Source organism: Kitasatospora sp. NPDC057015, assembly GCF_042673745.1.
Lineage (GTDB): Bacteria > Actinomycetota > Actinomycetes > Streptomycetales > Streptomycetaceae > Kitasatospora.
This window is the reverse complement of sequence record NZ_JBHUSG010000028.1, coordinates 88,919-114,459: the sequence shown is the minus strand read 5'-3', so window position 1 is coordinate 114,459 and position 25,541 is coordinate 88,919. Positions and strand designations below refer to the sequence as shown.

The following is a 25,541-nucleotide window of genomic DNA, read 5'->3' as shown; positions in this document are numbered from 1 at the left end:
CGCGGCGCCGCCCCGGTCAGTGCATGGGGAAGGCGTTCTCGGTGCGCCGCGCCTGCATCGGCAACGGCTTCGCCCTGGAAAGCCTCACCGCGACACCGCGAGCGAGGTCGAACGCCGCCACCGGGTCACCTCGGCGAGCCCAGGGGTCGGCACCGCACCAGCGGCCGATCAGCCGGAACTGCTTCAGGGCCTCCGCGAACAGCCCGGCCCTGCCCAGGTAGTCGGCGAGCATGTGCCGCAGGGCGGGCAGGCGCGAGTCGTTCGCCGGGACGGCGGCCAGCGCGGCCGCGACCGCCTTGAGGCGCCGCCGGGCCACCCAGGTGGTGGGGAACGCGCGGGCGCCGCTACGGGTGGTGAGTTCGGAGAGCGCGTGCAGGTAGACACCGGCGAGCGGGCTGCCGGTCGGGGCCTGGTCCATGGCGCGGCGTGCGAAGGCCATCATCTTCCGGTTCGAGCCGTACCACTTCGCGCACCAGTACTGCATGCCCTGCCAGTGGCCCTCGTAGTGGTGCGGGGCGCGGGCGACCAGGCCCTCCCAGAGCGGCCGGAAGCGGTCCGGGGCGTAGCGGGCGCCGCGTGCCGCGGTGACCATGACCACCCACGGAGCCGGATTCTCCGGTGCCAGGAGCGCGGCCCGGTGCGCGGCCTCGATCGCGGCCGGGAGCAGCTGCTCGAACTTCGCCATGTTCTGCGGCGGCACCTCGTGTGCGTACCCCCGGCCCCGGATCGTCCAGGCCTGGTGGACCAGGTGCTTGGCCTCCAGTGCGGCGGCGTCGCAGTTGCCCGGCTCGGCGGCGCGCCACGCCGTCAGCCAGGCATCGTCCTGCGTCGCGATCTCGGCGAGCAGCTCCAGTCTGGACCAGCGTTCGTCCCAGTCCTCGCCGGCCGCTCCGACATGGTCGGCGGCGGGGCGCCAGTTGCCGTTCCAGGCAGCGTCGGCCACCGCCTGGAACCTCTCCCGCTGTTCGGAGGCCATCGGCGGGCCGGACCGGTGCGGGTCGAGCATCGCGGTCGACGCCAGACCGTACGCGGACGGGTCGAACCCGGTCCTGGCCCAGTCGGCGGCCCTGGACCTGCGGACGGTACCTATCAAGGAGGGGGTGAAGGCGATCAGTAGGAAGATCAGGAGGAGACTCACAGCGGAGGATCCTTCCAGCTCACGGACTGTGGGAGCAAGGGAGAATGCCGCGCGGAGCCACCGTGCACGCCGGCTGTCGGTGGGTCCTTCAATAGGATGTCCCGTTCGCCTGCCCGAAGATCCTTGCTGGCACCCCGACTTCCACTCGACCCACTCGATGGTCGGTGCTCGCATGGGACGGTGCCGGGGCCTGCCTCGCGGTCGAGGAGAGCGGACGCTGGCTCAGGACCGTCCCGGACGAATCCCGACAGCTGTGTTCACCCTCCGCCGGCGGCACCGCAGCCCCGGGCCGACAGGCTGAATTCGGTGACCTAATACAGCGCCTCGCCTTCACCGCGGCTGGACTGGACACGAACGGTATTATCGAACGGCTTGATGCCTGCCTCCTCACCGACGCCGAACCGGCCGCCGGTAAGGAACGTTGGGCGTCAGCTCCTGATGCCTTCGAGGACCTGCTGGAGCCGGTCGTCAGACCGGATTGAAGGCGGGTGCAAGCCCTCGGCCGGAAGGCTGTCGGGCCGAGCCGCGGTACCGTCAGGCGGGCGTCGATGGCGAGCGGGGCCCTCTTGAACGCCCGCGACTCAGCCGGTAAGGCTGGATCGGGAGGCACAGCGTCGCGCTTCCCGGTCCTTGTTGTCCCCGACCAACGCTCGCAATCGATCGTGACTCTCTCCGAAGGACGAAACACGTGAATCGGCTCCTGCACGGCCCCATCAAGGGGGCTACCGATCAGGCCGTCGGCGATGGCCGCCCCGTCACCACGGCTCCGGCGGACGGGCGTCATCGGAGCCTTCGCGCGTTACCCCGTCGACACCGGGCCGGCGCCCGTGCTCTCGCTGCCGACTGGACCTGGACCAGGACACCACGGATCTGAAACCGGTTTCGTGCGGACGGGATCAGCAACACAATGGAGGGGTCGGCGGTGCCCGGCTCCTCCAGGCGAACGGGGTTCCAGCCAGATGACCGAGACGTCGGCTCCGATGCAGTCGCTGACATTCGCAGCTTGGCGCGAAGTCGGAGATCGCACTGCCGGGCACGTCGCCCGCCGCTACGTCACCCTGGCGGAACTCCTCGTACGGCTGGGATCGTTCGGGCTAGACCTTACCTGGAAGGTGCGAACCGACCACCCGCGGCTGGATGCCGCGTGCGCCGTGCTGGAGAGTACATCGACGGGAACCGGAATCGGCACCCCGGAGCTGTTGGCCCTGGCCGCGCCCGACCTGCAGACGGTCGACGGCGACTTCAAGGGGTACTCGGCCGGCGAGCTCGTGGTGATCCTGAGAGAGTTTGACAGCACCAGTTGGGACGTCTGCACGGCCGACGAACGGCTGCTGCGCGAGATCAGGGAGAACTACCCCGATGCCGAGCCGACGCCTCCCGGCGAATGGGACCTGTAGGCCTGCGGCCGGACCGCCCGTCCGGTAGCGCGCTCAGCCGGACGCCTCCGGCCTTCCGGCGCCCATCAGTTGTCGGGTGAAGGCGTGCTGCGGACTGTTCAGTACCTCGGCCGCCGGTCCCTCCTCGACGATCCGGCCGTGGTCGAGCACCGCGACGGCGTCCGCGAACGAGCCGGCCACGGCGAGGTCGTGGGTGATCAGCAGCAGGGCGAGGTCGGCCCGCTCGCGCAGCGAGGCGAGCAGGTCGAGGACGGCGGAGCGGTTCGGGGCGTCCAGACCGGAGGTGATCTCGTCGCAGACGAGAACCCTCGGCCCGGCTGCCAGCGCCCGTGCCAGTGCCGCGCGTTGCAGCTCGCCGCCGGACAGGGCGCCGGGTGGGCGGGCGCAGAGGGCCGCGTCGAGGCCGAGGTCCGCCAGGAGCTGCCGCGCGGAGCGTGTCGCCTCCTCGCGGTGCAGTCCGCGCAGGCGCACGGCGGGGCGGGCCACCTGGTCGACGACCGGGCGGTGTTCGTCGAAGGCGGCGTACGCGTCCTGGAACACGTACTGGACGGCGGCGAGTTCGGCCCGGGAGCGGCGGCGCAGACTGGGCGCGAGTACCTGTCCGTCGAGCGTCACCTCGCCCCGGTACCGATCGTGCAGGCCGGCCAGGCAGCGGCCGAGCGTGGTCTTGCCGCTCCCGGAGCGGCCGACCAGCGCCAGGCACTCGCCGACGCCGACGGTGAGGCGGACGTCGTGCAGCGCCCGGACGCCGTCCGGATGGACCGCATCGAGCGGTCCGACCGCCAGCAGCGGGGCCGGGCGCGCGGCGGACCGTCGCACCAACTGGACCGGCAGCGCCGGAGGAAGGCGTTCCGCCGGGCCGGGCCGCACCGTCCGGCCGCCTTCGAGCAGCACCACCTCGTCGGCCAGTTCCCGCACCACGTCGAGGTCATGACTGAGCAGGAGCAGTCCGATGCCCTGGCGGACCACCGCGGCGAGTTCCTCGACCACTCGGCGTTTGGTGAGTGCGTCCTGTCCGGTGGTCGGCTCGTCCGCGACGATCACCCGAGCTCCGAACAGCAGGGCCTGCGCCAGCACCACCCGCTGCTGCTGGCCGCCGGACAGCTGGTGCGGATACCGGCGCAGCACCTCGTCCGGGTGCGGCAGTTGGGCGCGCCGCAGGGCCGCCCGCACCTCGGGCAGCGCGCCACCGCGCCGGCGGGCGATGTCGTGGAGCAGCGCGCCGACCCGGCGGGCGGGGTTCAGCGCGGAGGCCGGATGCTGGGGCACGTAGCCGACCGCTCCGGTCGGGACGTCGACGCGCCCGCCGACGACCGCCCCGTCGGGATACTCGCCGAGCAGGGCCAGGCCGGTGGTGGTCTTGCCGCTGCCGGACGCTCCCAACAGGGCCGTCACCCGGCCGCTGTGGACGCGCAGGCTCACCCCGTCCACCAGGGTCCGGCCGTCCACCGTGACGCGCAGGGCGTCCACCGTCACCAACGGGTCGTTCATCGCGCGATTCCCTTCGCGCCGCGCTGCAGGGCGGCGTCGAGCAGCAGGTTGGTGCCCATGGCCAGTGCGGCGATCAGGGCGGCCGGGACCACCACGGCGAGGGGCTGAAGGCCGAGGCCGGGCCGGTTGCGGTCGACCATCACCGCCCAGTCGGCGGCGTCCGGCTGCACGCCGACGCCGAGGAAGGCGGCGGTACTGACCAGGTAGAGCGCGCCGACCAGCCGGGTGCCCAGGTCGGCGGCGAGCGTGCGACGCATGGCACGGACGGTGTAGCCGAGGCCGATGCGGGCCCACGACTCGCCGTACATCCGCATCGCCTCGACCGCCGGCCGGGCGGCGATCTCCACCGCCGCGGCGTGCACCACCCGGGCGGCGTCCGGTGCGGCGGCCAGCGCCACCAGGAGGCTCAGACCCACGAGCCCGGGGGAGAGCACCGAAGCGGTGATCAGTACGAGGACGAGGGAGGGTACGGCGATCACGACGTCCAGCGGGCGCATCAGCACCTCCTCCAGCCAGCCGCGCCGGGTGAGCGCGGCGGCCAGGCCGAGCGGGACGGCGGCGGCGTAGCCGAGTCCGGTGGCGGCGAGGGCGACCAGGACGACCGAGCGGCCGCCCAGCAGCACCTGTCGCCAGGCGTCGCGGCCGGTGAAGTCGGTGCCCAGCCAGTGGCCCTGCCCGGGCAGGAACGACACCCCGCGCGGCCCCGCCGGCCCGGCGAACACCGGCCCGAGCAGGGCGAGCAGGAGCGGTACGGCGATCAGGGCTGCGCCGAGGGCGAAGCGTCGCTTCACGCGGCGACCTCCGAGCGGGGGGCTGATCGGCGGGCGGCCAGGTCGGCGGCGAGGTTGAGGGCGACGGTGAGCAGGCCGAAGACGACGGCCAGGCCCTGGACCACCGGCACGTCGCGGGCCGCGACGGCGTCGAGCAACACCGTCCCCAGGCCGGGGATCACGAACAGCGTCTCCACCACGATCACGCCGCACAGCAGCCAGTCGCAGGTGCGGGCCAACTGCTGGGCGGCGGGGGCGACGGCGTTCGGCAGCGCGTGCGTCCAGCGGATCCGCAGCTCGGACAGGCCGTAGCGGCGGGCCTGCGCCACGTACGGGGCGGCCATCGCCTCGATCATGCCCGCCCGGACCAGTCGGCTGATCGAGCAGACCGGACGGGCGAGCAGTACGAGCACCGGCAGTACGAGCACGGCCGGCTGCTGCCAGACCCCGCCGATCGCGGTCGGCGGCAGCCAGCCGAGCCGCAGCGCGAACACGCTGGTGAGCAGCACGCCGAGGGCGAACTCCGGTACGGCGTAAACCGCCAGCGTGGTCGAGCTGACCACCCGGTCGAGCAGCCCGCCCTCCTTGCGGGCGGCGAGGACGCCGAGTGACACCGACAGCGGTACGAGCAGCGCGAGGGTGAGCGCGGCCAGCAGCAGCGTCGGCGCGAGTCCGTCGGCGAGGAAGGAGGCGACGGGGCGGCCACTGACCACGGAAGTGCCGAGGTCGCCCGTCAGCAGCCGGCCGGACCACTGCAGGAACCGCTGCCAGGCGGGCTGGTCGAGGTCCATGGCCGCGCGGATGACCGCGATCCGCCGCGGGTCGGGGTCGTCCCCGGCGAGGGCGTCCGCCGCGTCGCCGGGCAGTGCCTCGGTGAGGGCGAAGACCAGCGCGGGCACGGCCGCCAACTGCCCTGCTCCGAGCAGCAGTCGGCGGCCGAGCCAGGTGCGCAGCGGTGTCACGCGAGCCACAGTTTGTCGAAGCGGGCCCAGTCGAGGGTGTTCGCCGGGGCCTCCTCGGCGACGCCCCGCACCTTGGGCGCGGTGGCCACGATCCAGTCGGCGAAGCCCCAGATCAGGAAGCCGCCCTCGTCGTGGAGACGGCGCTGCATCCGCTCGTACAGGGCGGTGCGGGCGGCCGGGTCGCGGGTGGACTGCGCCTGGGCGTAGAGGTCGTCGAAGTCGGCCTGCTTCCAGTGGGTCGCGTTGGTGGTGGACTTGGTGAGCAGCCGCTGCGAGATGTGCGATTCGATCGGCATCGCGCCGGAGCGGTAGGAGGCGAAGGTTCCGCCGTCCAGGATGTCCTTCCAGTAGGTGTCCTTGTTGCCGACCCTGACCTCGACGCTCACGCCGGCCTTGGCGGCCTGCTCCTTGAAGATGCCCGCGGCCTCGACGAAGCCGGCGGCGACCGGGGAGGTGTCCAGGGTGACGGTGAGGTTCTCGGCGCCGGCCCCGCGCAGCAGTGCCCTGGCCCGCTCCAGGTCCTGGGCGCGCTGCGGCAGGCTCGCCGGGTAGTACTGGCAGCCCTTGCCGAACAGGTCGTTGCCGATCTCACCGGCGCCGGACAGGGCGCCGTCGACCAGCTCCTTGCGGTCGGCGATCAGGAAGAACGCCTGGCGTACCCGCTCGTCGTCGAAGGGCGCCCGGTCGGTCTTCATCACGAAGCCCTGCATGGCGCTGTTGCGCAGCCGGACGATGTCGATCTGCCCCCCGCCCTCGTGGGCGCGGGCGGTGGCGGGGTTCAACTCGTGGGCGTAGTCGGCCTGTCCGCCGAGCAGCGCGCTCACCCGGGCTGACTCCTCGTCGGCGACCAGGAACTCCAGTTCGTCCAGGTGGGGTGCGCCCTCCCAGTAGTCGGTGTTGCGCTTGACGAGCAGTGAGGTGCCGGGCTTGAAGGCGACGAATCCGAACGGCCCGGAGCCCACCGGCTCGGTGAACACGTCGGCGTCCTTCGGCACGATGTAGGCGCCGAACGCGGCCATGACGTTGGGGAATTCGGCGTACGGCCGCTTGAGCCGGAACTCGACGGTGCCGGCGTCCAGGGCGCGGCTGGCGGTGAGGTCGACGGGCTCCAGTGAGGCCTTGGCGCGGAAGGCCCGCTTGGGGTCGGCCATCCGGCGGTAGCTGTAGAGGACGTCGTCGGCGGTGACGGGGCGGCCGTCGTGGAAGGCGGCCTTCCGCAGCCTGACCGTCCAGGTGTCCAGTGCCGGGTTGGGCTCCCAGTTCTCGGCGAGGCGGGGTACGGCGGCGAGGTCGGGGCCGAAGTCGGCGAGCTTGTCGAACATCGCCTTCGCGCGGGCGGCGTCGACGAAGAGGTTGGCGAGGTGCGGGTCGAGGGTCTCGTTGGCGCCGCCGCCCGCGAAGGCGGCGCGCAGCCGTCCGCCCTGCTGGGGAGCCGTGTCGGCGGAGGAGCCGGAGGAGGTGCCGGTGGTCGCGCAGCCGGCGGCGGTGACGGCGAGGGCGGCGGCGCCGGTGCTGAGGAGGAAGGATCGGCGGTGGAGCCGGTTCACGTGGTGCTCGTTTCGGTGAGTCGGGCGATCAGGTGGAGGCGGTCGGAGTCGACGGTGTCGGCGGGTGGGGCGCCGTGGGTCCAGGCGGGTTCGGTCCGCGGGCCCGGCCGGTCGTAGAGGGCGAGGGTCTCGAAGCCCTGGGCGGCGAGGTGGTGGCGCAGCTCCTGGGGGAACAGCAGCCGCCAGGCGGAGTGCTGCTCGACGGGTGGTGAGCCGTCGTCGGCGGTCCAGGTCCGGGTGCGGCGCAGGAGTTGGGCGCCGTGGTCGATCCGCAGGACGGTGCGGGAGGTGCGGGTGATCCCGTCGTGGGTGACGGTGTCGGTGCGCGGTGCCTCCAGGGGGCCGGTGCGGCCGAGGAAGAAGGCGGCGTTGCGCATCTCGGCGATCAGCAGTCCGCCGGGGGTGAGGTGGTCGCGGCAGCGGGAGAGGAGGGCTTCGAGGTCGGCGTTGGTGTGGCAGTAGAGCAGGGCGCTGTCCAGGCAGAGCGCGGCGTCGAAGCGGTGGCCGAGGTCGAACTCCCGCATGTCGGCGCGTATGTACTGCGGGCCGGGGTGGTGGGTGCGGGCGTGGGCGAGCATCGTCTCGGAGGCGTCGATGCCGGTCACCCGGCGCCCGGCCCGGTGGTGCAGCCAGGCGGCGTCACGGCCGGTGCCGCAGCCGATGTCCAGCACCCGGGGCCCGGCGCCGTACGCGTCGAGGACGGACTCGGCCCAGCGGGCGGCGAGGTGGTCGGGGTCGGGGAAGCGCAGCTCGTACAGTTCGGGGGTGTCGGTGAGCAGGTTGCCACTGGTCATCGGGAGGCGCTCGGTTCCTTCGGTTCCTTCGGCTCGCTCGGCTCGCTCGGCCCGGCGGTGGGCGGTCGGGGCTGCGGTAGGCGGCCGGCGCGGTCCAGGCGGGCGACGGCGACCGCGCCCGCCACGCCGAGGGCGGCGCACAGCAGCCACGGCGCCCAGCGGGGGCCGTCCATGGCCCAGCCCACCGCGGCGTTGCCCAGCGCCGCCGCCACTCCGGAGAGCAGGTAGAACAGGCCGTAGTAGGTACCGGTCAGCCCGGGGCGGCCGAATTCGGGGACGAGCTCCATCACGAACGGCTGGGCCGTCATCAGGCCAACGTGCAGGACCAGGGCGGCGATCAGCAGGCCGGTCAGCCCGCCGACGGCCGGCGGCACCAGGAAGGCCAGGCCCGTCACCAGCAGCCCGCACGCGATCCAGCGGCCCCGGCGTCCGGACGCCTGGAGGCGGCGGGTGATGCGCAGTTGGAGGGCGAGATGGGCGAGCGCGCCGGTCAGGAAGAGCAGGCTCACCGCCCCCGCCCAGCCGGTGGCGCGCTGGGCGCCGTCGGGCAGCAGCAGGTAGAGCTGGCTCTCCAGGACGTACATGCCGACCAGGGCGAGGGCGAAGGCGCGGAACCGCCGGTCGCCGGCCACCTCCCGCCAGTCGCCGAGGACGGCGGTCCGGACCGGGGGGACGGGTCGGGCGGGCAGTGTCAGCGCCTGTGCGACCGTCAGCACCGCGAAGATGCCGGCGGCGGTCAGTGCGGCGGCGCGGAAGTCGACCAGCAGCAGCGCGGTGCCCAGCAGCGGGCCGATCAGCGCACCGGCGGTCGCGAAGACGTTGAACAGGGCGAAGGCCTCGGCCCGCCGGTCGGCCGCCTCCTGGGCGATGTACGTCCTGACGGCCGGGTTGAACAGGGCCCCGGCCAGGCCGCTGAGGACCGAGGCTGCGATCAGCACGGCGAGGTGGTCGCCGAACGCGAACAGGGCGAAGCCGCAGGTGCGCAGCGCGCAGCCGGCGATGATGACGCCGCGGGCACCGAGCCGGTCGGCGGCGGAGCCCCCGATGACGAACAGGCCCTGCTGGCTGAGGTTGCGGATGCCCAGCACCACGCCGACCGCCACGGCGGACAGGCCGAGGTCCTGCCCGAGGTGCGCGGCGAGGTAGGGGACGAGCAGGTAGAAACCGGTGTTGACGCCGAGCTGGTTGACCAGCAGCAGGCGTACGGCCGGGGGGAAGGTCCGGATCGAGTGGAGGGCCTTCACGTGGCCGCCTCCGGAGCGGGTGCGCGCCGGACGCCGAGCCCGGGCCGGTCGCCGGTGCGGACGGTTCCGTCCGTGCCGCCGATGCCCTGCCACGGGTCGTGGGCGAGCAGCAGGTGCCCGTCCAGGTCGACCCAGCGGGCCCGGTCCACCAGGTGCACGGCGGGCGCGATGCCCAGTGAGCTGGCGGTCAGGCAGCCGAGCATGATGTCGGTGCCGCTGCCCCGCAGCGCCTCGCAGATCCGCAGTGCGGTGGACGGACCGCCGCACTTGGCGAGCTTGATGTTGACGCCGTGGACCCGGCCGGCCAGCCGGAGGGCGTCGTCGAGGCCGACGGCGTCCTCGTCGGCGATCACCGGCAGGGCCGAGGTCTGGGCGAGGTCGGCCAGCGCGTCCGGTCGGCCGGGGGCGATGGGTTGCTCGACGGCTTCGACGCCGAGGTCGGCGAACAGGGGTATGAGTGTCCTCGCCTGCTCGGGTGTCCAGGCGCCGTTCGGGTCGAGCAGGATCCGGGCTCCGGGCGCGCCGAGCCGGACGGCCTCCACCCGGGCCAGGTCCTCGGCCGGATCGGGGGACCCGGCCTTGACCTTGAGCACGGTGAACCCGGCGGCGGCGAGGCCGGCGGCCTGCGCGGCGGCCCGGACCGGGTCGGTGATGCCGATGGTGCGGGCGGTGGCGGCGCCCGGCGCGGCGGGCGCGCCGAGCAGCCGGTGCACCGGCTCGCCCGCGAGCCGGCCCGCCAGGTCGAGCAGCGCCGCCTCCAGCGCGGCCCGCACCCCCGCCGACAGCACGGCGAACGCCCCGTCCGCGAGATGTTCGAGCGCGTCCTGAGGGTGGCGCAGCCCTTCCAGTCGCGGCCTGAACTCCGACAGTTGACGATGAATCAGCTCGGTGGGCAGGCCGAGGTAGTCGCTGCTCACGGCCTCGCCGTGGCCGCTCGCCCCCTCGTGTGTGAGGGTGACGACGACGGCGTCGCGGGCGGCCATCACGGAGCGGGCTATGCGCAGGGGTTCGGTCAGGCGCAGGCGTTCGGTGCGGGTCTGCAGTTTCACGGCGCTACCTCCAGTGGGTCGAGGACGGTGCGGCAGCGGGCCCAGCCGGCGACCTCGGCGGCGCCGGGGTGCGGGATCTCCACCGGCTGCGTGGCGGCGTTCTCCGGGGTGAGGCCGTGGGCGCGGCAGTACGCGTCGTCGTAGATGGTGCCCAGGTAGCGGTGCGGGCCGTCGGGGAAGACGGTCGCGACGGCGGCCCCGGCCTCGGTGCGCGCGGCCCAGGCGGCGACCAGGGCGACCGCGCCGGTGCTCCAGCCGCCGCTGACGAAGCAGCCCCGGGCGAGGCGGCGGCAGGCGTCGACGGCCTCGGTCGGACCGACCCAGTGCACCTCGTCGAAGGCCCGGTAGGCGACGTTGCGCGGGTGGATGCTGCTGCCGAGCCCGCGCATCAGGCGCGGCCGGGCGGGCTGCCCGAAGATCGCCGAGCCCACCGAGTCCACGCCGATCACCCGCAGCCCCGGCCAGCGCCGGCGCAGCGGCTCGACCAGGCCGGCGCTGTGACCGCCGGTGCCGACGCTGCACACCAGGACGTCCAGTTCGTCGATCTCGCCGATGAGCTCGCGGGCCATCGCGTGGTAGCCGGCCGCGTTGTCGGGGTTGTTGTACTGGTCGGGCCAGTACGCGTGGGGCATCCGGGCGAGCACCTCGTGGAGCCTGGCCAGCCGGGCACCCTGCCAACCGCCCTTGACGGCCGGCCGCTCGACGATGTCGAGCTCGGCGCCGTAGGAGTGCAGCAGTTGCCGCATCGACGGTTCGAGTTCGGCGTCGCCGATCAGGATCACCGGATGGCCGAGCGCCTGCCCGGCGAAGGCCAGGCCGACGCCGAGGGTGCCGGACGTGGACTCCACGACCGTTCCGCCGGGGCGCAGTTCACCGCGGGCGCGGGCGCCGCTCAGCATCTCCACCGCCGAGCGGGCCTTCATCCCGCCGGCGCCCAGGCACTCCAGCTTCGCCCAGAAGCCGGGCTGCGGGTGGGGGAGCGGGGTGCGGATCCGGGCCAGCGGGGTGCGGCCGAGCAGCGGCAGCAGGTCGGGGTTGGCGGGGTGCGCCAGTACGGGGGCGGTCATCGCGCACCGCCGTAGCGGTGGACGGTGCCGGGGCCGCCGTCGAGCCAGAAGAACGGGTACGGCTCCGCGCACACGGCGCTCACCCCGTGGCCGAGGAACTGCGGCAGCACGGCGCTGCCGGTCTGTGCGAATGTCACCAGTGGCTTTCGGTTGTCGCGGGCGTGGTCGAGCAGCGCGTCGAAGGTGCCGTTGCCCAGCGTCATGCCGGAGACCAGCAGGGTGTCGCAGTCAGGGAGTTGGGCCATCGCGTCGGTGTGGACGGGCTCGTCCCACTCGGTCCGTCCGCCCTTGAGGTCGCAGGCGAGGTAGTCGACACCGTGGTTGCGCAGCTGCTCCAGCAGGGAGTTGACCACGCCGACCACCAGCACCCGGCGTACGTGCTCCAGCGGCAGGAGTTCCACCACGGCCTTCGCCCGGGCGCGGGACTTGACGAGGGAACTGCCGGCGGGCAGCGGGTACGGTCGGGCGCCGTTGGCCGGGGTGTGCGGGCGGATGTGCATCAGGAGGGCGTCGAGGGCGGCCACCCGGACCACCTGGCTCGGATGGGCGAGCAACTCGGCGACGGTGGCACCGACGCACTCGTCCAGGGTGGTGGCGGGTATGGTGCCGGGTTCGACGGCGCAGGAGCCGACCGCGGCGCCGAGACGCAGACTGAGCACCTCGTTGCGGTAGCCGCCGGCGCGGCCCTCGTGCCGGACGCTCTGGGTGGTGGTGAAGGCGACGGTGATGTGCTGGCGGGCCGGGTCGATCCCGAACGCACCGCCCGCCGCTCGCGCGATGAGGTCGTCGAGGTGGGTCACGCCGTGGCCGCCGGATCGTGCTCGTAGCGCAGCGCCAGCCGGGCGAGCAGGTGCTCGGCGGTGCGGCTCGCACCACCGGCGGCGGCGTCGACGGTCATGACGTGGCCCGCGTACTCGTTGTTGCTGGCGGCCCTCCGGACCGTGCGGCCCGGTGGGGCGAGGGTCAGCTCGACCACCGCGGGGTGGGCACGTACGGTGTCGGCACCCTCGACGGCGGCGAGCACGCCGTCCCGGTCGGGCAGCAGGAAGGCGATCGCGGCGCTGCCGGCCGCGGTGGCCTGCCCGGTGAGGTCCGGGCGGCGGCCGAGCGCCACGTCCACGCAAGCAGCGGCGAGGTCGACGCCGGTGACCCGGCGGACCAGTTCGGTGATCCGGTTGCCGGCCGGGCGCGGGTTGACCTCGATGATGCGCGGGCCGTCGGGCGTCAGCTTGAGCTCGGTGTGCGCGACCACCTGGTCCAGGCCGAGGGCCCGGAGCGCGGCGACCGCGGTGTCGGCGGCGGCCCGGGCCAGGGCCGGTTCGAGGTCGGCGGGGAAGAGGTGGCCGGCCTCGACGAACGCGGGGGCGCCGCCGATCGTCTTGCCGGTCACGCCGACCACGTGCACCTCGCCGCCGAAGGACACCGTCTCCACACTGACCTCCGGCCCGGTGAGGAGTTCCTCCAACAGGACGGCCGGATCGCGCAGTTGGCCCCGCGCGTTCACCGGGAAGGCGGCGAGCGCCCGGAGCGCCTGCGCGAGCTGCCGCTCGTCGCCGACCTGGCGCACGTACATGCCGGCGCAGAGGTCCACCGGCTTCACCACCAGCGGATAGCCGATCTCCCGGGCGGCCGCGGACGCCTCGGCGAGGTCGCGGCAGAGCGCGAACCGCGGACCGGGCACCCCGGCCTCGGCCAGCCTGCGGCGGGTCAGGTCCTTGCGGCACGCGGCCAGGACCGCGTCGGCGCGCGGACCGGGAAGCGCGAGCCGCTCGGCGACGGCCGCGACGGTGGGCAGGTAGTAGTCGCAGGACGAGACCACGCCGTCGAAGGAGAGCGCGCGCTGCAGACGTTCGACGTACGGCAGCAGGCCCTGCGGATCGTTGGTGTCGGCGGTGAGGACGTTCCGGGCGGTCAGCAGCGGGTGCGGCTCGCTGTCTCCGGGCGCAGAGCGCAGGTAGTGGTCCAGGTCGCGGGTGAGGAAGGTGAAGTGGTGCCCGCCCTCGGCGATGGCTCTCGGCAGCAGCCGACTCATGGAGCCGACCCAGCTCTCGACAACGAGCAGATGTGCCACGTGATCCCCTCTCGTGATGGACGGACCGGCGTGGGCCGGTTCCGGAGAGAGACGTTATCGGTATCCGTTGTCATTTTCAATAACTGGTCAGTCGACCGCCCCGCTGGCCGGGTCGCAGGTGGCCAACTGCGTTGCACTGAAGTGACGTTCCGGCAGATCGAGCCGGCTGTCGGCATGCGTCGAGGCAGGAGCTCGTTCCCGTCCGCGTCGATCGCCGTGCCGTGGTGCTCGCTCTCGCCCGCCGCGGCGGCGCTGCCGCGGCGCCCGTCCGCGGCGGGTTTCGGGGTCACCCGCGATGGTGGCCCCGTCATGCCGCCAGCGGATGCAGCCCACCCGCAGCCGGGCGATCTCGTCACTTCGCTGACCGGAAACAGCCAGGTCAACGTGACTGCCCGGACCAGTTAGAGCGGGTAGAGGTTCGGTCTACGTTGCCTTCGACCGTGCCGGACATTGGCCAACACCTGGGGTCCGAAACCGGGCGGCGGCCCTGCCGTGGCTCCACCGCCCGGCGCCGCCCTGGCCGTTCACGCTCGGGCTGCCGGCCTGGCCGCCGGGCGCTCACCCAGGCGGCGGAAGGGGTCTCGCTCCCGCGGGCCCGCGGGGGGCAGGTAGACGAAGAGGTGCCGGCCGGTTCCGGGAAGGCCGAGGACGGTGTAGTCGAGGATCTCCGTGTCCAGGTCCGGGTGGTGCAGTGCGAGGCGGCCCTGGCGCGGCGGGGCGGCCCGGTGGCGGGCCCAGAGAGCGGCGAACTGCGGGCTGCGGGCGCAGAGCAGGGCGACCAGTGCGGCGAGCTCGCGGTCGTCCGGGCGGTCCGCGTGCTGGGCGCGCAGTCCGGCGACCAGGTCGGCGCCGATGGACCCGGTGGGTGCGTGGTTCGCGGACAGCGCGGCGCCGTACGGGCAGCAGAACACCTGCCAGAGCAGGTTGCGCTCCAGCGCGGGCCGGGATGCCGGGCCGGCCATCAGGGCGGCGGCGTACGGGTTCCAGGCGAGCAGGTCGAAGCGGGGGCCGGTGACGAAGGCGGGCGAGCGGTCGAGCGAGGCGAGCAACGCGGTGGCGGTCGCGTCGACGGTTGGCGGTCCGTCGGTGGCGGCGGCCGTGGGCGCGGTCCGCTGGCGGGCCAGGCGGTGCAGGTAGCCGCGCTCGGGTTCGGTGAGCAGCAGGGCGGCGGCGATCCCGTCGAGCACCGCGCCGGTCGGCAGCCGTTGGCGGCCTTGTTCCAGCCGGGCGTAGTAGTCGGCCGAGATGCCCGCACGCACGGCGACCTCCTCGCGGCGCAGCCCCGGTGTGCGGCGGCGCGGTCCGGTCGCAAGCCCGGCGTCCGCGGGGAGCAGGCCCAGGCGGCGGGCGCGCAGGAACGCGCTGAACGGGGTCTCGGACATGTCTGACACGCTGTCACAGTGCGGCTGCCGTATCCAGGACCTGGCAGACCCCGTTTGCGGGACCGGGCTCCCACGGGCTGGGAACGCCGGGCCCGGCCTCCCGGGCCTGGGACGATCCGGCCGCTGGTACGGCTGCTTCCGCCGGGGGAGGCTCGTCGTATGGGACTTCTCGACCGGAAGGTCACGATCATCACCGGCGCGGGCCGGGGCATCGGCGCGGCTGCGGCGGAACTGTTCGCGGCGGAGGGCGCGTTGCTCGTGCTCGCCGCCAGGACCGGGCCCGAGGTCGAGGCGCTGGCCGCCGGACTGCGGGCACGCGGCGCCCGGGCGGTGGCCGTTGCCGCGGACATCGCCACGGCGGAGGGCGCCGAGCGGACGGTGCGGACCGCGCTGGACACCTACGGCCGGCTTGACGCCGCCTTCGACAACGCCGGGTCGGGGCCGATGCCCGCCCCGCTCGCGGACCGGACCGAGGAGGACTGGGACGCCGTCCACGCGGTCAACCTGCGCGGCACCTGGCTCTGCATGCGGGCCCAGCTGCGGGCGATGCTCGCGGGCGGCCGAGGTGGGGCGATCGTGCTGTGCAGCGGAGTCGGCGGGCTGGTCGGCGGCTTCGGAGACGGCACCCAGCAGGCGGCGAAGCACGGTCTCACCGGACTGGTGAAGGCCGCCACCACCGACTACGCCCGGCACGGCATCCGCACCAACGCGATCGCGCCCGGGGTGGTCAGGACACCGTCCGCCGAGCCACTGTTCACCGCGGGTCCGGCCTTCGGTGAGGCCGTCGCCCGGTTCACCCCGCTCGGCCGCCCGGCGAGCGCCACCGAGGTCGCCCAGGCCGCGGCCTGGCTGCTCAGCGACCGGGCCTCGTACATCACCGGGGTGACGCTCCCGGTGGACGGTGGAATCTTGGCGACCCGCTCCTTCACCTGAGCATTGAGGACTGGGGACGACAGTGATGGACAGTCAGAGTCTGTCACTGGAGGCGAGCGTGGACCACTGTCGGGGTGGGGATCCGGGGATGCCGTTTCCGCTCGACGAAGACGGCGAGGCGACCAGGCCCAGGCGAACCGGTCCGTGCGGGCGGCCGTCGGCTTCGCCTCGACAGCGGCCTTCGCGGCGCCACCAACCCGAGGTCGGCCTCGATGCCGACCACCGACAGCAGGTCCCGCTGGTTCAGGAATCCCGAAGTCACGTCACGGGCTGCAGGAGCACTCGCAGGAGGAAGAAGCCCCTGGCCACGGCCGCCGGAGTCCTGCCGACGATCCATGAGCCGTGAGACACAGCCCGACGAGCTCGCGGGCGACCGCGACACGTGCCCACGGAGAGGGTGTCCGACGGGCCAGTTCGACCACCGTCTGGGGACGGCCGACCCGACGGGCGCGGCGGCTACTCGGGGATCGTCATGGTGTCGCGGATGCGGCGGGTGCGCTCTGCGGCGTCAGCCTGATCGAGGGGGGCGAGTTGACCGTCGATCCAGGTGGTGAAGGTGACTGAGCCAGCCGTGTAGTGGTTCACCCAGAGGCATGTGGTCATGACGATCATCGCCTCGGTTGAGGCTCCGCACTTGAGGCTGCTGTGCGGGTCGTGGGGGTCCTGGGCGTCGGCGTCGGTCAGCGGCCTGGTCCAGGTGCTCCGCGGGGACTGCATCGCGGCTGTCGCGGACGCCGCCACCGCATCGGGGTCGGTGATGGTGCCCCAGGCCCCGCCGATGGTCAGGGTCCCGGCGGAGTCGTCGGTGTACTTGGCCACCAGGCTGCCGTCGAAGCTCTTGTAGCACAACATCTGGCTGGTGGGACGACTCGCTGAGACCCGCGCGCGCCCTCACGAAGGTCCTCGTCGCCGTCGAGCAGGTCGGCGTGCAGGAGGGCGGAACCATTCGCGCGGTGCGAGGAGCTGGCGCACCCGACCGGGCGGGACCGTCCTTTGACCACAGCGAGGAGCGCCCGCCTTGAGCCCGTTGCCAGAGCATCTTCACCAGGCGGCGAAGGGGCGAACCGCGGATGCCGACAAGCGGGCCCGGACCGCGCTCGCCCACATTGTCGGGGCCGGCCAGCCCGTCAGTTTCACTGCCGTTGCCCGGGTGGCAGGCGTGAGCACCGACTTTCTCTACAGGCACCCCGAGATCCGCATCTTGGTCGAACGCCACCGTGCGAAAGCTGACCGGGTTCCCGGAGTGCGTCAGGCGGACGCCGAAGCGCCGTCGTCGACCTCGGCGGCCGTACGAGCCCTGAGCGCATGCCTTTCACAGCAGCAGCGGGCCCACCGTGAGGAGATCGCGCGGCTACGGAAGGCCCTGGAGGTGGCCCACGGCGAGAACCTGGAACTTCGACGCCGTCTGGCCCGGTACGAACCGGAGTGATTCCCGGCGGCTTCCGACGTGACGCCCAGGGTCTCTCAACGAGTGTGCTCCAGAAGCGCCTTGATGGCATCCTGGTCTGCTGGAAGGCCGATGTCCTGAAACCAGGACGCGATGAGGTGGGTATATCGCCAGCACACATCGCGGTCCGCGAGCGCTCTGAGGAAGCGGTGCTGGGCGGGTGTGAGCTCGGCCCCCGGACTGTAGCCGGACGGGAAGGCCGCAGCCAGCAGGGGGCCCCAGTCGTCGCCGATGGTGAGGTTGCTGCAGAAGGGCACGCAGGCTACGGCGACCGCGAGCAGTTCCTCGAAGTCGTCGGTGCGTTCGATGGCCGCAGACAGCAGGGCGTGCCGTAGACGGCCTTCGATCTGCGGCAACGGGTCCACGATCCAGGGGTCGGCGGCGGTGGGCTCCGGGAGCCAGGAGTCGACGGTGGCCGGTTCGAGCAGGGCATTGAGGATCACCTGCGTTGCCTGGGTGTTGCCGATACAGCCGGGTGCCAGCGCCGCGTAGGCCCGGACGGCGGGGTCGGGATCGGTGAGCAGTTCGCTGGTGTCCTCGCCCCAGGCCCCGATCGTCAGAACCGTGGCTGCGCGTTCACGCCGGTCGGTGCTCTCGGCGAGTAGACGTCGGAGAAACTGGGTGGTGGTGACGATCCGCCCGGCCAGGTCTGGAGCCTGCAAGAGTGCGGTGGCAGCGCCGAGGGCAGCCTCCCGGACGGCTGGGTCCGGGGCGAGCAGGTGCGCGGTGACGGCGTTGCAGATCGGTCCGCGAACGGCTCTGACGGCGTCGGTGGCTCCCGGGTCGTTGCCGTCTTCCGCGCCGGTCCTCTCGCCGTAGGCGGCCGAGTCCGCTACCCGGCCCAGCCATTCGAGCAGGGCGGCGCGCAGCGGCCGGGAGCGGTCGTCCCAAGGAAAGTAGCTCTCGTGCCGGGCCAGCGTGCGGGGGTCGTCCAGGATCGTGGCGATGAACAGTGCGGCCGGCGCCGTGGCGCTGTACAAGGAATCCTGGTGCAGGACCGACATGTCGAGCAGCCCCAATGCCTCGGCCTGGACCTCCGGCTCCTCGGCCAGGAGTTGGATCAGGCGCAGCGGCGTGTCCTGCGCCGGTCCGTAAGCGTGCTCCAGTGAAGACCAGTCGGTGTCCTCGATCAGAGAACGCGGATCAGGCAGGCAATCGCCGGCGGTTTGACCGTCGATCGGGTTCTCGTCCTGGAGCGTCACAGGAGAAGCATCACCCACCCCACTGACAGTCCCCGTAGTCGGGACGCCAGAGAGCTGTCGGCGGCATGCCGTTGACCCAGTCACCAGCATCTTCATCCACGGTGATCCGTCGCAGGTGCGGATAAGATGTGGTCGACGTCCAGGCCGGCCGCCGCGTCCACCTCGACGCCGTCGTAGTACGACTCCCGGACGCCGCCGGTGAGCTTGCACCCGGCCTCGGCCTGCGGTGCCGCGACAGCCTCCGACAGGATGACCTCGCGCCTGGTGTCGCAACCGTCAGTGAGGTTCAGACCGCGGTTCCAGTGCCGGTACAACTCCGCTTCTAGCCCTCACAGTCATGGTCCCGCGCAGCGGGCCGGCGGCCACGTTGGTCGGGGGGCGGACCGATGCGGCAGGGGTGAGGCGGTGGAGATGTGCCGATCATGTGACTGATACGTTCGTCCTTCCGATCGCGGATCACTCGAAGGATCGCACGTGACCACCCAAGCCCCGCCGCCGGAGTCCACCGACCCCTGGCACGCCCCGGTAGCGGATTCCGCCCCGGCACCGGGCGCGCCGTACCCGGCGCCTGCCCCCGCCCACTGGCCGTCGTACCCGGTGCCCGGCCCTGTGCCGCGGAACGGGCTGGGCGTTGCGGCGATGGTGCTCGGCATCGTCGGCATGGTGCTGGCGCTCACGCTGGTCCTGTTCTGGTTCGCCTGGCTGCTCGCCCTGGTGGCGGTGGTGCTGGGGGTGATCGGGCTGCGGCTGTGCCGCCGCGGTGCGGCGACCAACCGGGGCGCGGCGATGGCCGGGGTGATCCTCGGGGTGCTCGCGCTGCTGGTCTCCAGCGGAGTGGGTACCTTCATGGGGGTGGCGGTCTACCGGTCCGTCCAGGCGGATCGGGCGAAGCAGCAGAGCCGGGCGGCCGACGAGAAGGCCCGTCAGTTGACCTTCGGTCAGAGCTACACCACCGCCGACGGCCTGAAGATCACCGTGGCCAAGCCGGAGACCGGCGCCCCGCGCCTGGACGTCCTTCCCGCCGAGTCGGGTGTGCAGGCGGTGCGGGTGGTGGTCACGGTGGTCAACACCACGGCCGAGCCGCGCGCCATGCACCCGGGCATGCTTTACCTGAAGGGCCCGCACGGCGACGCCGAGGACCTCTACGAGGGGCCCGGGAGCCACAGGGCGATCGACGGCACCCTCAAGCCCGGTCAGCAGGTGGTCGGCAATCGCACCTTCGCGCTGCAGCCCGCCGACTTCGGCCAGGTCCAGGTCGAATTCCTGCCGGACCGGTTCACCTCCCTGCCCGTCCGGTGGACCGGCGCGCTCTGAGTTGGCGTCAGCGGGCCGGGTCAGCAGCGGCGGGGTGGACGACTTCGCCCGGGGGGCCGGAGCCCAGGTCCGCTGGTTCCGGCGGGGCGACGCCCGTGCTCGAAGGCGGTCGCGCAGGATCTCCGCGGTGCGGGAATCCGAGGGTGTGAGCTGGACGGAGGGAGTCGGGGTGGCCGGCCAGACGGTGAAGATCGCGGTGCTCTGCGCGTGCGGTGAGATGGCGGTGCGGCAGGTGAATCAGTTCATCGACTTCGGCGAGTTGTGGTGGGACGCCGAATTCACCTGCGACGGTTGCGGCACCTATCGGTGCGAGCATGCCGGGCCGGGCGCGGCGCCGGACGATGGGTGGCGGCAGGCGTTGCTGGCAGCGAACGGAGCCGCCAGACTGCGGCTGGTCGGGTCGGTGCCCAGTCTCGTGCAGGCCATGAAGGTCTTCCGCGAAGTCTCGGGGGTGTCCTTGCCGCAGGCCCGGCGGTTCGTCGAGCAGCTGAGCGGCGACGGTGTGGAGGGCACCCTGGTGGAGATGGAGTTCCTGAAGACACGGCTGCGGCTCCGCGGGATCCCGGTGGACGTCGACAGGTAGCGCGGGCCTGGTTGAGGATTTCACAGGTCGAGCTGGGGGCGGTCGGGATCGAGGAGATCGGGGTCCTGGCGAACCAGCGCGTCTTCGAAGGCCTCCCAGCCCTTGTCCTGGATGAAGGCGGCCTCGTCCGCCGTGACGGGAATCAGCCAGACGACGGCGACACCACTGCCGTTCTCGACGGTGACCGAGAAGAAGTCCTCGTCGAAGTAGACGGGCAGCCCCGCGTAGAGCGACGTCATGGTTCCGCCGGGCAGCGGTGCGGGAAGCGGTACCACGTCGCCGCGGAGGATCGCCTCGCCGCTCGCCGCTCGCCGCCAGCTGCCCGGCGACGTATTCCAGTACGGCGGGGAAGTGCCCGTAGCCCTTCGGGCGGCTGGTGCTCTCGCAGGCCAGCAGTTCCAGGTGGAAGTGGCGGTCCGAACGCGGGTGCCACAACGGGGTACGGGAGAGCCCGACCGTCGCGAACGCCTGGACGCCGGGGAGCCGACCCTCGCGGAAGCACGCCACCTGAGGAGTGCCCTGCGCTGCGCCCGCGGGGGGCGACCAGGCACCGATCATGCGCCCGAGTCGGCTCTCCAGGTGGTCTATGAGCCCCGGCATCAGGCACTTCCGTCCGACCTCCGAGCACGTCAGGCCCGGCGATGGCCATTGATCCCCTGGACAGTAGCGATCGGACGGGGTGGGTGCCAGTCAGGCTGACCTCCGGTCGCGGAGTACCGAGGGTGATTGTTTGGCCTGCCGCGGGCTTGGGATCGGGCTCGGCATCTGGTCAGCTCTTCCGTATGAGCGCAGTTCTTGGGAGCCTGATCGCTGTCCTGGGTACCCTGCTGGGGTCCTTCAGCACCTACTTCTACCAGCAGCGGAGCGCCGCGCGGACCGAGGCGATGGCGCGTGAGGAGAGGCTGCGCCTGGAACGTCTGGCGGCGTGCAGCGGGTTCGCCGCGGCCGTGACCGAGCTCAAGCGCGCGGTCGTCGCCGCCTGGCTGCGACGATCGGATTCCGCCGAACTCAACCTGGCGCTCGCCGAGGCCGACCGCCTGGGCGCCCTGGCCGAGACGGCGCGCTTCCGGTTGCAGCTGGTTTCCGGCCGGCCCGAGCCGCTCGCCGACGCCGCGTTCGCGCACCTGGACGTGCTGCGCGACGCGGCCGACCTCGCCGAACTCAAGGACCGCGAGGCCGAGTTCGCAGCCGCGGTGTCGGCGTTCATCGTGGCCTCGGCCGAGCGCCTCGCCGCCTCTCACCGCGCCGCACCGTAGCCCGGCTGCGCCCGACACGGCTCCGAGAACCCCGGTCGCGTTCCTCACCGGCGGATCGACGGGCCGGCGCAACGGTGGGCCGGCGGATCGGCGGGTTGCGACGGCCGTCAGGCGTCCGGCAGATCCCCGCAACCGCCGTCTCGGCAACCGCGCCAGCCGTATCGGTCGGCCGAGACCGGCCCGCCTTCACCGAACCGGTGCCACCGTTACGACGTTCTCGCGGTCCGGGCGGTGCACTGGTGGCAGCAGGCGACTTCGATCGGCCCACCGGAGTAAGCCTCTGTCATGGCCCGCGCACACGAAACGGTGGACAGCACGCCGAGGGCGAACAGCACCATGCAGTTCGCCGGCCCGGCTGAGCGACGGGGGCGAGCCGACCTGGACGTCGGATCTGTCCAGGGGGGCGGCCTTCGCCTGCGCGAACGTCGACCCCTCCTCCCGCACCTGCAGAGTTCCGGCATACGATCACCGGCGTGAACGCTACAGACGGCATAACCCAGTGGATGATCCATCGTCTCTGGAAGGACACGGCGCACCAGGCGGCCGTCGTCGTGCTCTTCGTCATTGGCTTCGTGTCGCTCGTCCGGAGTGAGCGGATACGCCGAATCGCCGATCGCTGACCTCCGGCCGGGCTCGGCCGGACAGTCGCAGCGGCGAGCCACTGCCGGACGGCCATGGGCGCTGAGTGTCCGACTGCGCTGCAAGGGCCCCGAACCGGGTCGGGCAACCAGCCCAAGTCCTGGCTGGTCCGGCTCCGGAAATCGGATGACCGGAGCTGCCCCCGTCCTCAAGAATGACGCATGCTGATCGATCACTGGCCTCTGCTGGGACTTCGTCTGACCACTCGCCGCCTGGAGCTCCGCCTGCCCGGCGACGAGGAACTGGCCGAACTGGCCGACCTGGCGGCGGAGGGGGTCCACGCGCCGGACCGCATGCCCTTCCTCGTGCCGTGGACCGACCTGCCGCCGGCAGAACGGGCCCGCTCGGTGGTGCAGCACCACTGGTTGCGCCAGGGGAACTGGGCGCCGGACGACTGGGCCCTGAACCTCGCCGTCTTCGAGAACGGCCGGGTCGTCGGGTTGCAGAGCGTCGCCGCCCGCGACTTCGCCGTACTGCGGCAGGTCAGCACCGGCTCCTGGCTCGGCGCCCGGTTCCACGGGCAGGGGATCGGCACCGAGATGCGGGCCGCCGTCCTGCATCTGGCCTTCGTGGGTCTGAACGCGCTGGAGGCGACGTCGGGGGCCTTCGAGGACAACGCCTCCTCCTTCGCCGTCTCCCAGAAGCACGGCTACGAACTGGACGGCATCGACCGTCACGTGGTCCGTGGTCGGCCGACGACCACGAGGCGGCTGAGGCTGACGCGTGCCCGGTGGGAGTCGCACGAGCGCGTCCCCGTCTCGGTCGGTGGCCTGTCGCCCTGCCTGCCGATGTTCGGAGTGCCGGACGACAGCGCCACGGATCCTCGACGGCCCGCTTCGTAGCCGGATCCCGGGTGCGGATCACCGGGGCCGACACGGTCGGCGACCCGGCGACCCGCACCCGGGAGGCCGCGGGACGGTGGTTCGGGAAGGCGGTCCGGATCGTCGGGGCGTCCGTGTCCGGCTCCGGTGCGTACCCGACCTCGTACCGTGCCGTCAGATCCCGTCAGATCCCCGGTCAGATCTGCCGGCCGTCCGACTCAGGTGGCACCTGGGACGGCAGCGCCGCCACGAGCGGATGGTCCCGTCCGATCGGACCGAGCTTCGCGCTGCTGCCGGGGGCGCCGAGGTCGGCGAAGAACTCGGCGTTCACGGCGGTGAAGTGCTGCCACTCCTGCGGAGTGTCGTCCTCGAAGTAGATCGCCTCGACGGGGCACACCGGCTCGCAGGCGCCGCAGTCGATGCACTCGTCCGGTTGGATGTAGAGCATGCGGTCACCCTCGTAGATGCAGTCGAGGGGGCACTCGTCGATGCATGCCTTGTCGGTGACGTCCACACAGGGCAAAGCGATCACAAACGTCATTGAACTGCCGTCCTCTCCGGTCCTGCTCGCCGTTCCGATGCAGCCGACCGTATGACCTCAAGTAAGCTTGAGGTCAACAGGAGGATCTCCATGACGAGCTACCGTTCCGGCGACGCCGGGGCCGGCCCGGACGACTGGCTGAGCATCGGCGAGGTGAGCGCGCGGACCGGGGCGGCCGTCTCCGCCCTGCGGTTCTACGAGGAACTCGGACTGATCGCGTCCGAACGCGACGACCGCAACCAGCGCCGCTACCCGCGGCACATGCTGCGCCGGGTCGCGCTGGTCTCGGTGGCCAAACGGATCGGCATTCCCTTGCAGGACCTCCGGGAGGCGTTCGCCGACGTGCCGCTCGACCGTCCGCCGAGCCACCAGGAGTGGCAGCGCGCCTCGCGTGGCTGGAAGCGCCGCCTGGAGGAGCGCCGGCAGACCATCGAGCGTCTGGAGGCCGAGCTCACCGGGTGCATCGGCTGCGGATGCCTCTCGATGAAGGCCTGCGCTCTGCTGAACCCCGGCGACACGCTCGCCGAGGACGGTGCCGGCGCCCGACGGCTGTGAGGGTCGAACGGCTGTGAGGGTCGGACGGTCCGCAGCGAGGTGCGCATGCTCGCCGCACCGGCCGGAGAGCGAGGACCGGGCGGCCTCCGGCGCTCGTACCGCAGGCCCGGGCATGTGCCGAGCGTCGTCCAGGGCGACCCGAAATTCGTTCGCGGTGCCGCCGGGGTGATGGAAGGGTCACCCGCATGACCACGACTGGGACGCTCCCCGCCAACCTGACGGTACGTCCGGCGACCCTCGGCGACGCCGAGGCCGTCTGTGCACTGCTGAACGAGATCGATCTGCTGGAGATCGGCCGGGCGGACACCGAGTTGAACGAGGTCGAGGCCGACCTCAGGCACCCCGAGGGAGACCTGGAGCGGGACTCCTGGCTGCTCCACGAAGGCGTCCGGCTGGTCGGCTACGGCCTACTCTGGGACGACTCCGGCGCCGAGCGGATCGACATGTGCCAGTACGTCCTGCCGGACCAGCGGGCCGGGGCGCGGCACCTGTTCGACCTCATGGAGGCCCGGGCCGCCGAGCGGGCGGCGGGCAACGGCGCGGACCGCGCCGTGGTCCACATGCACCTCAACACCGAGCCCGCCGTCGACACCGAGGCGCTGCGCGGCCGGGGCTGGCGCCCGGTCCGCCGGTACAACGTGCTGGCTCGTCAGGTCGAGCCCTCCGGGAACCCGTTGCCCGCTCCGCCCGCCGGCGTGACACTGCGGGACTGCACGCACGAGGAGGACCGGCGGATCGCGCACCGGCTGCTCCAGGAGAGCTTCGCCGAGCACTTCGACTTCCAGCCGCGCAGCTACGAGCAGTGGCTGGACGACATCGACGGTGAGCGGGCCGACTGGTCGCTGGTCTGGATCGCCACCCTGGACGGGGTCGACGCGGCCGCGATCCGCACCCGCAACGACCGTACGACGATGGGATGGACGGCCAACCTCGGCGTGCTCGCCACTGCTCGGGGGCGTGGGCTCGGCAGCTACCTGCTCCGGCACTTCTTCGCCCACTACGCCGCCCTCGGCCGGACTCGGGTCGGCCTCGGCGTCGACACGGACAACAGCTCGGGCGCCCTGGCGCTCTACGAGCGGCACGGCATGGCGCTGGACTTCGCGGTGGACACCTGGGAGCTGGTCCGTCCGGCCTGACGTGCGAGCCGGGATCGCCTCCGTCGACCTCGCCCGCCTCGACGCCCGGCCCACCGGCGGACCCCTCGCCCCCACCCGCATTGCGTCCCTGGCAGCACTCCGCCCTGCCGGACGAGATCCGGCAGGGCGGAGGCAACCACCAGCGTCCGCGCCCGGAAGCACTGTGCTCAAGGCGGCGGGGCGACCCGACCGTCCCTGACGA

28 protein-coding genes are annotated in these 25,541 nt (G+C 72.5%); 11 read left to right on the top strand and 17 right to left on the bottom strand.

Features of this window, described 5'->3' with window-relative positions:
* Positions 1-16: 16 nt before the first annotated feature.
* Positions 17-1,138 (bottom strand): hypothetical protein, encoded by a 1,122-nt coding sequence (locus ACFTWP_RS24590; protein WP_380266896.1) that lies wholly within the window; start codon positions 1,136-1,138, stop codon positions 17-19.
* Between the two features lie 164 nt (positions 1,139-1,302).
* On the opposite strand from ACFTWP_RS24590, the gene ACFTWP_RS24585 reads away from it, so the two are divergent.
* Positions 1,303-1,620, top strand: a complete 318-nt coding sequence (locus tag ACFTWP_RS24585) for a hypothetical protein (protein WP_380266895.1) — start codon at positions 1,303-1,305, stop codon at positions 1,618-1,620.
* Between the two features lie 477 nt (positions 1,621-2,097).
* Entirely contained in the window at positions 2,098-2,535 is a 438-nt protein-coding gene (locus tag ACFTWP_RS24580) for a hypothetical protein (RefSeq protein ID WP_380266894.1), read from the top strand.
* 33 nt (positions 2,536-2,568) lie between these two features.
* Here the strand turns inward: ACFTWP_RS24580 and ACFTWP_RS24575 are convergent, their stop codons facing one another.
* From ACFTWP_RS24575 to ACFTWP_RS24525, 11 genes are all read right to left on the bottom strand, one after another.
* A complete protein-coding gene (locus ACFTWP_RS24575; protein WP_380266893.1) occupies positions 2,569-4,026 on the bottom strand; it encodes an ABC transporter ATP-binding protein in 1,458 nt (485 codons plus the stop codon).
* Positions 4,023-4,817 (bottom strand): ABC transporter permease, encoded by a 795-nt coding sequence (locus ACFTWP_RS24570; protein WP_380266892.1) that lies wholly within the window; start codon positions 4,815-4,817, stop codon positions 4,023-4,025. The genes ACFTWP_RS24575 and ACFTWP_RS24570 overlap by 4 nt, the downstream gene beginning before the upstream one ends.
* The gene (locus ACFTWP_RS24565; protein ID WP_380266891.1) at positions 4,814-5,758 is read right to left on the bottom strand and encodes an ABC transporter permease; all 945 of its coding nucleotides are present in this window, start codon (positions 5,756-5,758) and stop codon (positions 4,814-4,816) included. Before ACFTWP_RS24565 ends, ACFTWP_RS24570 begins: the two co-directional genes overlap by 4 nt.
* Entirely contained in the window at positions 5,755-7,305 is a 1,551-nt protein-coding gene (locus ACFTWP_RS24560) for an ABC transporter substrate-binding protein (RefSeq protein ID WP_380266890.1), read from the bottom strand. The genes ACFTWP_RS24565 and ACFTWP_RS24560 overlap by 4 nt, the downstream gene beginning before the upstream one ends.
* Entirely contained in the window at positions 7,302-8,099 is a 798-nt protein-coding gene (locus ACFTWP_RS24555) for a class I SAM-dependent methyltransferase (RefSeq protein WP_380266889.1), read from the bottom strand. The genes ACFTWP_RS24560 and ACFTWP_RS24555 overlap by 4 nt, the downstream gene beginning before the upstream one ends.
* The gene (locus tag ACFTWP_RS24550) at positions 8,096-9,343 is read right to left on the bottom strand and encodes an MFS transporter (protein ID WP_380266888.1); all 1,248 of its coding nucleotides are present in this window, start codon (positions 9,341-9,343) and stop codon (positions 8,096-8,098) included. Before ACFTWP_RS24550 ends, ACFTWP_RS24555 begins: the two co-directional genes overlap by 4 nt.
* Positions 9,340-10,392 carry an enolase C-terminal domain-like protein gene (locus ACFTWP_RS24545; RefSeq protein ID WP_380266887.1) on the bottom strand — a complete coding sequence of 351 codons (1,053 nt, stop codon included), beginning with the start codon at positions 10,390-10,392 and terminating at the stop codon, positions 9,340-9,342. The genes ACFTWP_RS24550 and ACFTWP_RS24545 overlap by 4 nt, the downstream gene beginning before the upstream one ends.
* Positions 10,389-11,459, bottom strand: a complete 1,071-nt coding sequence (locus ACFTWP_RS24540; protein ID WP_380266886.1) for a PLP-dependent cysteine synthase family protein — start codon at positions 11,457-11,459, stop codon at positions 10,389-10,391. Before ACFTWP_RS24540 ends, ACFTWP_RS24545 begins: the two co-directional genes overlap by 4 nt.
* Positions 11,456-12,259, bottom strand: coding sequence for a Rossmann-like domain-containing protein (locus ACFTWP_RS24535; protein WP_380266885.1), 804 nt, complete (start codon positions 12,257-12,259; stop codon positions 11,456-11,458). The genes ACFTWP_RS24540 and ACFTWP_RS24535 overlap by 4 nt, the downstream gene beginning before the upstream one ends.
* Positions 12,256-13,530: an ATP-grasp domain-containing protein gene (locus ACFTWP_RS24530; RefSeq protein ID WP_380266884.1), complete on the bottom strand. Its 1,275-nt coding sequence runs from the start codon at positions 13,528-13,530 to the stop codon at positions 12,256-12,258. The genes ACFTWP_RS24535 and ACFTWP_RS24530 overlap by 4 nt, the downstream gene beginning before the upstream one ends.
* A 524-nt stretch (positions 13,531-14,054) precedes the next feature.
* Positions 14,055-14,912, bottom strand: a complete 858-nt coding sequence (locus tag ACFTWP_RS24525) for a helix-turn-helix domain-containing protein (RefSeq protein ID WP_380266883.1) — start codon at positions 14,910-14,912, stop codon at positions 14,055-14,057.
* A gap of 159 nt (positions 14,913-15,071) precedes the next feature.
* On the opposite strand from ACFTWP_RS24525, the gene ACFTWP_RS24520 reads away from it, so the two are divergent.
* Complete coding sequence (locus ACFTWP_RS24520; protein ID WP_380266882.1) at positions 15,072-15,845, top strand: SDR family oxidoreductase; 774 nt, start codon at positions 15,072-15,074, stop codon at positions 15,843-15,845.
* 456 nt (positions 15,846-16,301) lie between these two features.
* On the opposite strand, the gene ACFTWP_RS24515 is transcribed toward ACFTWP_RS24520, so the two are convergent.
* Positions 16,302-16,697, bottom strand: a complete 396-nt coding sequence (locus ACFTWP_RS24515; protein ID WP_380266881.1) for a hypothetical protein — start codon at positions 16,695-16,697, stop codon at positions 16,302-16,304.
* A 166-nt stretch (positions 16,698-16,863) separates the two neighbouring features.
* Between ACFTWP_RS24515 and ACFTWP_RS24510 the strand changes: the two genes are divergently transcribed.
* A complete protein-coding gene (locus tag ACFTWP_RS24510) occupies positions 16,864-17,274 on the top strand; it encodes a DUF6262 family protein (protein WP_380266880.1) in 411 nt (136 codons plus the stop codon).
* A 35-nt stretch (positions 17,275-17,309) separates the two neighbouring features.
* On the opposite strand, the gene ACFTWP_RS24505 is transcribed toward ACFTWP_RS24510, so the two are convergent.
* Both ACFTWP_RS24505 and ACFTWP_RS24500 read right to left on the bottom strand, forming a co-directional pair.
* Positions 17,310-18,494: a HEAT repeat domain-containing protein gene (locus tag ACFTWP_RS24505; protein WP_380266879.1), complete on the bottom strand. Its 1,185-nt coding sequence runs from the start codon at positions 18,492-18,494 to the stop codon at positions 17,310-17,312.
* A 92-nt stretch (positions 18,495-18,586) separates the two neighbouring features.
* On the bottom strand, positions 18,587-18,808 hold the full coding sequence (locus ACFTWP_RS24500) for a hypothetical protein (protein WP_380266878.1): 222 nt from the start codon (positions 18,806-18,808) through the stop codon (positions 18,587-18,589).
* 160 nt (positions 18,809-18,968) lie between these two features.
* Here ACFTWP_RS24500 and ACFTWP_RS24495 point away from each other — a divergent pair, with 160 nt between their 5' ends.
* Together ACFTWP_RS24495 and ACFTWP_RS24490 are read left to right on the top strand one after the other, a co-directional pair.
* Positions 18,969-19,808 (top strand): DUF4190 domain-containing protein, encoded by an 840-nt coding sequence (locus ACFTWP_RS24495; protein ID WP_380266877.1) that lies wholly within the window; start codon positions 18,969-18,971, stop codon positions 19,806-19,808.
* 169 nt (positions 19,809-19,977) lie between these two features.
* On the top strand, positions 19,978-20,391 hold the full coding sequence (locus ACFTWP_RS24490) for a hypothetical protein (protein WP_380266876.1): 414 nt from the start codon (positions 19,978-19,980) through the stop codon (positions 20,389-20,391).
* Between the two features lie 20 nt (positions 20,392-20,411).
* Here the strand turns inward: ACFTWP_RS24490 and ACFTWP_RS24485 are convergent, their stop codons facing one another.
* Positions 20,412-20,942, bottom strand: coding sequence for a suppressor of fused domain protein (locus ACFTWP_RS24485; RefSeq protein ID WP_380266875.1), 531 nt, complete (start codon positions 20,940-20,942; stop codon positions 20,412-20,414).
* Positions 20,943-21,173: 231 nt separating this feature from the next.
* Between ACFTWP_RS24485 and ACFTWP_RS24480 the strand changes: the two genes are divergently transcribed.
* The 3 genes from ACFTWP_RS24480 (at position 21,174) to ACFTWP_RS24470 (ending at position 23,128) form a co-directional block, all read left to right on the top strand.
* Positions 21,174-21,647, top strand: coding sequence for a hypothetical protein (locus ACFTWP_RS24480; RefSeq protein ID WP_380266874.1), 474 nt, complete (start codon positions 21,174-21,176; stop codon positions 21,645-21,647).
* 473 nt (positions 21,648-22,120) lie between these two features.
* The gene (locus tag ACFTWP_RS24475; RefSeq protein ID WP_380266873.1) at positions 22,121-22,267 is read left to right on the top strand and encodes a hypothetical protein; all 147 of its coding nucleotides are present in this window, start codon (positions 22,121-22,123) and stop codon (positions 22,265-22,267) included.
* A 180-nt stretch (positions 22,268-22,447) separates the two neighbouring features.
* Complete coding sequence (locus ACFTWP_RS24470) at positions 22,448-23,128, top strand: GNAT family N-acetyltransferase (RefSeq protein ID WP_380266872.1); 681 nt, start codon at positions 22,448-22,450, stop codon at positions 23,126-23,128.
* A gap of 175 nt (positions 23,129-23,303) precedes the next feature.
* Here ACFTWP_RS24470 and fdxA read toward each other — a convergent pair whose 3' ends face one another.
* A complete protein-coding gene (gene fdxA, locus ACFTWP_RS24465; RefSeq protein ID WP_380266871.1) occupies positions 23,304-23,648 on the bottom strand; it encodes a ferredoxin in 345 nt (114 codons plus the stop codon).
* Between the two features lie 90 nt (positions 23,649-23,738).
* Here fdxA and soxR point away from each other — a divergent pair, with 90 nt between their 5' ends.
* On the top strand, positions 23,739-24,203 hold the full coding sequence (gene soxR / locus ACFTWP_RS24460; RefSeq protein WP_380266870.1) for a redox-sensitive transcriptional activator SoxR: 465 nt from the start codon (positions 23,739-23,741) through the stop codon (positions 24,201-24,203).
* Between the two features lie 185 nt (positions 24,204-24,388).
* Entirely contained in the window at positions 24,389-25,339 is a 951-nt protein-coding gene (locus ACFTWP_RS24455) for a GNAT family N-acetyltransferase (protein ID WP_380266869.1), read from the top strand.
* The last annotated feature ends 202 nt before the right edge of the window (positions 25,340-25,541 follow it).

Bases quoted from the DNA above. Each gene is read 5' to 3' on its own strand.
- ACFTWP_RS24580 (WP_380266894.1), top strand. From the start codon at position 2,098: ATGACCGAGACGTCGGCTCCGATGCAGTCGCTGACATTCGCAGCTTGG.
- ACFTWP_RS24575 (WP_380266893.1), bottom strand. From the start codon at position 4,026: ATGAACGACCCGTTGGTGACGGTGGACGCCCTGCGCGTCACGGTGGAC.
- ACFTWP_RS24555 (WP_380266889.1), bottom strand. From the start codon at position 8,099: ATGACCAGTGGCAACCTGCTCACCGACACCCCCGAACTGTACGAGCTG.
- ACFTWP_RS24540 (WP_380266886.1), bottom strand. From the start codon at position 11,459: ATGACCGCCCCCGTACTGGCGCACCCCGCCAACCCCGACCTGCTGCCG.
- ACFTWP_RS24525 (WP_380266883.1), bottom strand. From the start codon at position 14,912: ATGTCCGAGACCCCGTTCAGCGCGTTCCTGCGCGCCCGCCGCCTGGGC.
- ACFTWP_RS24520 (WP_380266882.1), top strand. From the start codon at position 15,072: ATGGGACTTCTCGACCGGAAGGTCACGATCATCACCGGCGCGGGCCGG.
- ACFTWP_RS24515 (WP_380266881.1), bottom strand. From the start codon at position 16,697: ATGTTGTGCTACAAGAGCTTCGACGGCAGCCTGGTGGCCAAGTACACC.
- ACFTWP_RS24480 (WP_380266874.1), top strand. From the start codon at position 21,174: ATGAGCGCAGTTCTTGGGAGCCTGATCGCTGTCCTGGGTACCCTGCTG.
- ACFTWP_RS24470 (WP_380266872.1), top strand. From the start codon at position 22,448: ATGCTGATCGATCACTGGCCTCTGCTGGGACTTCGTCTGACCACTCGC.
- fdxA (WP_380266871.1), bottom strand. From the start codon at position 23,648: ATGACGTTTGTGATCGCTTTGCCCTGTGTGGACGTCACCGACAAGGCA.
- soxR (WP_380266870.1), top strand. From the start codon at position 23,739: ATGACGAGCTACCGTTCCGGCGACGCCGGGGCCGGCCCGGACGACTGG.
- ACFTWP_RS24455 (WP_380266869.1), top strand. From the start codon at position 24,389: ATGACCACGACTGGGACGCTCCCCGCCAACCTGACGGTACGTCCGGCG.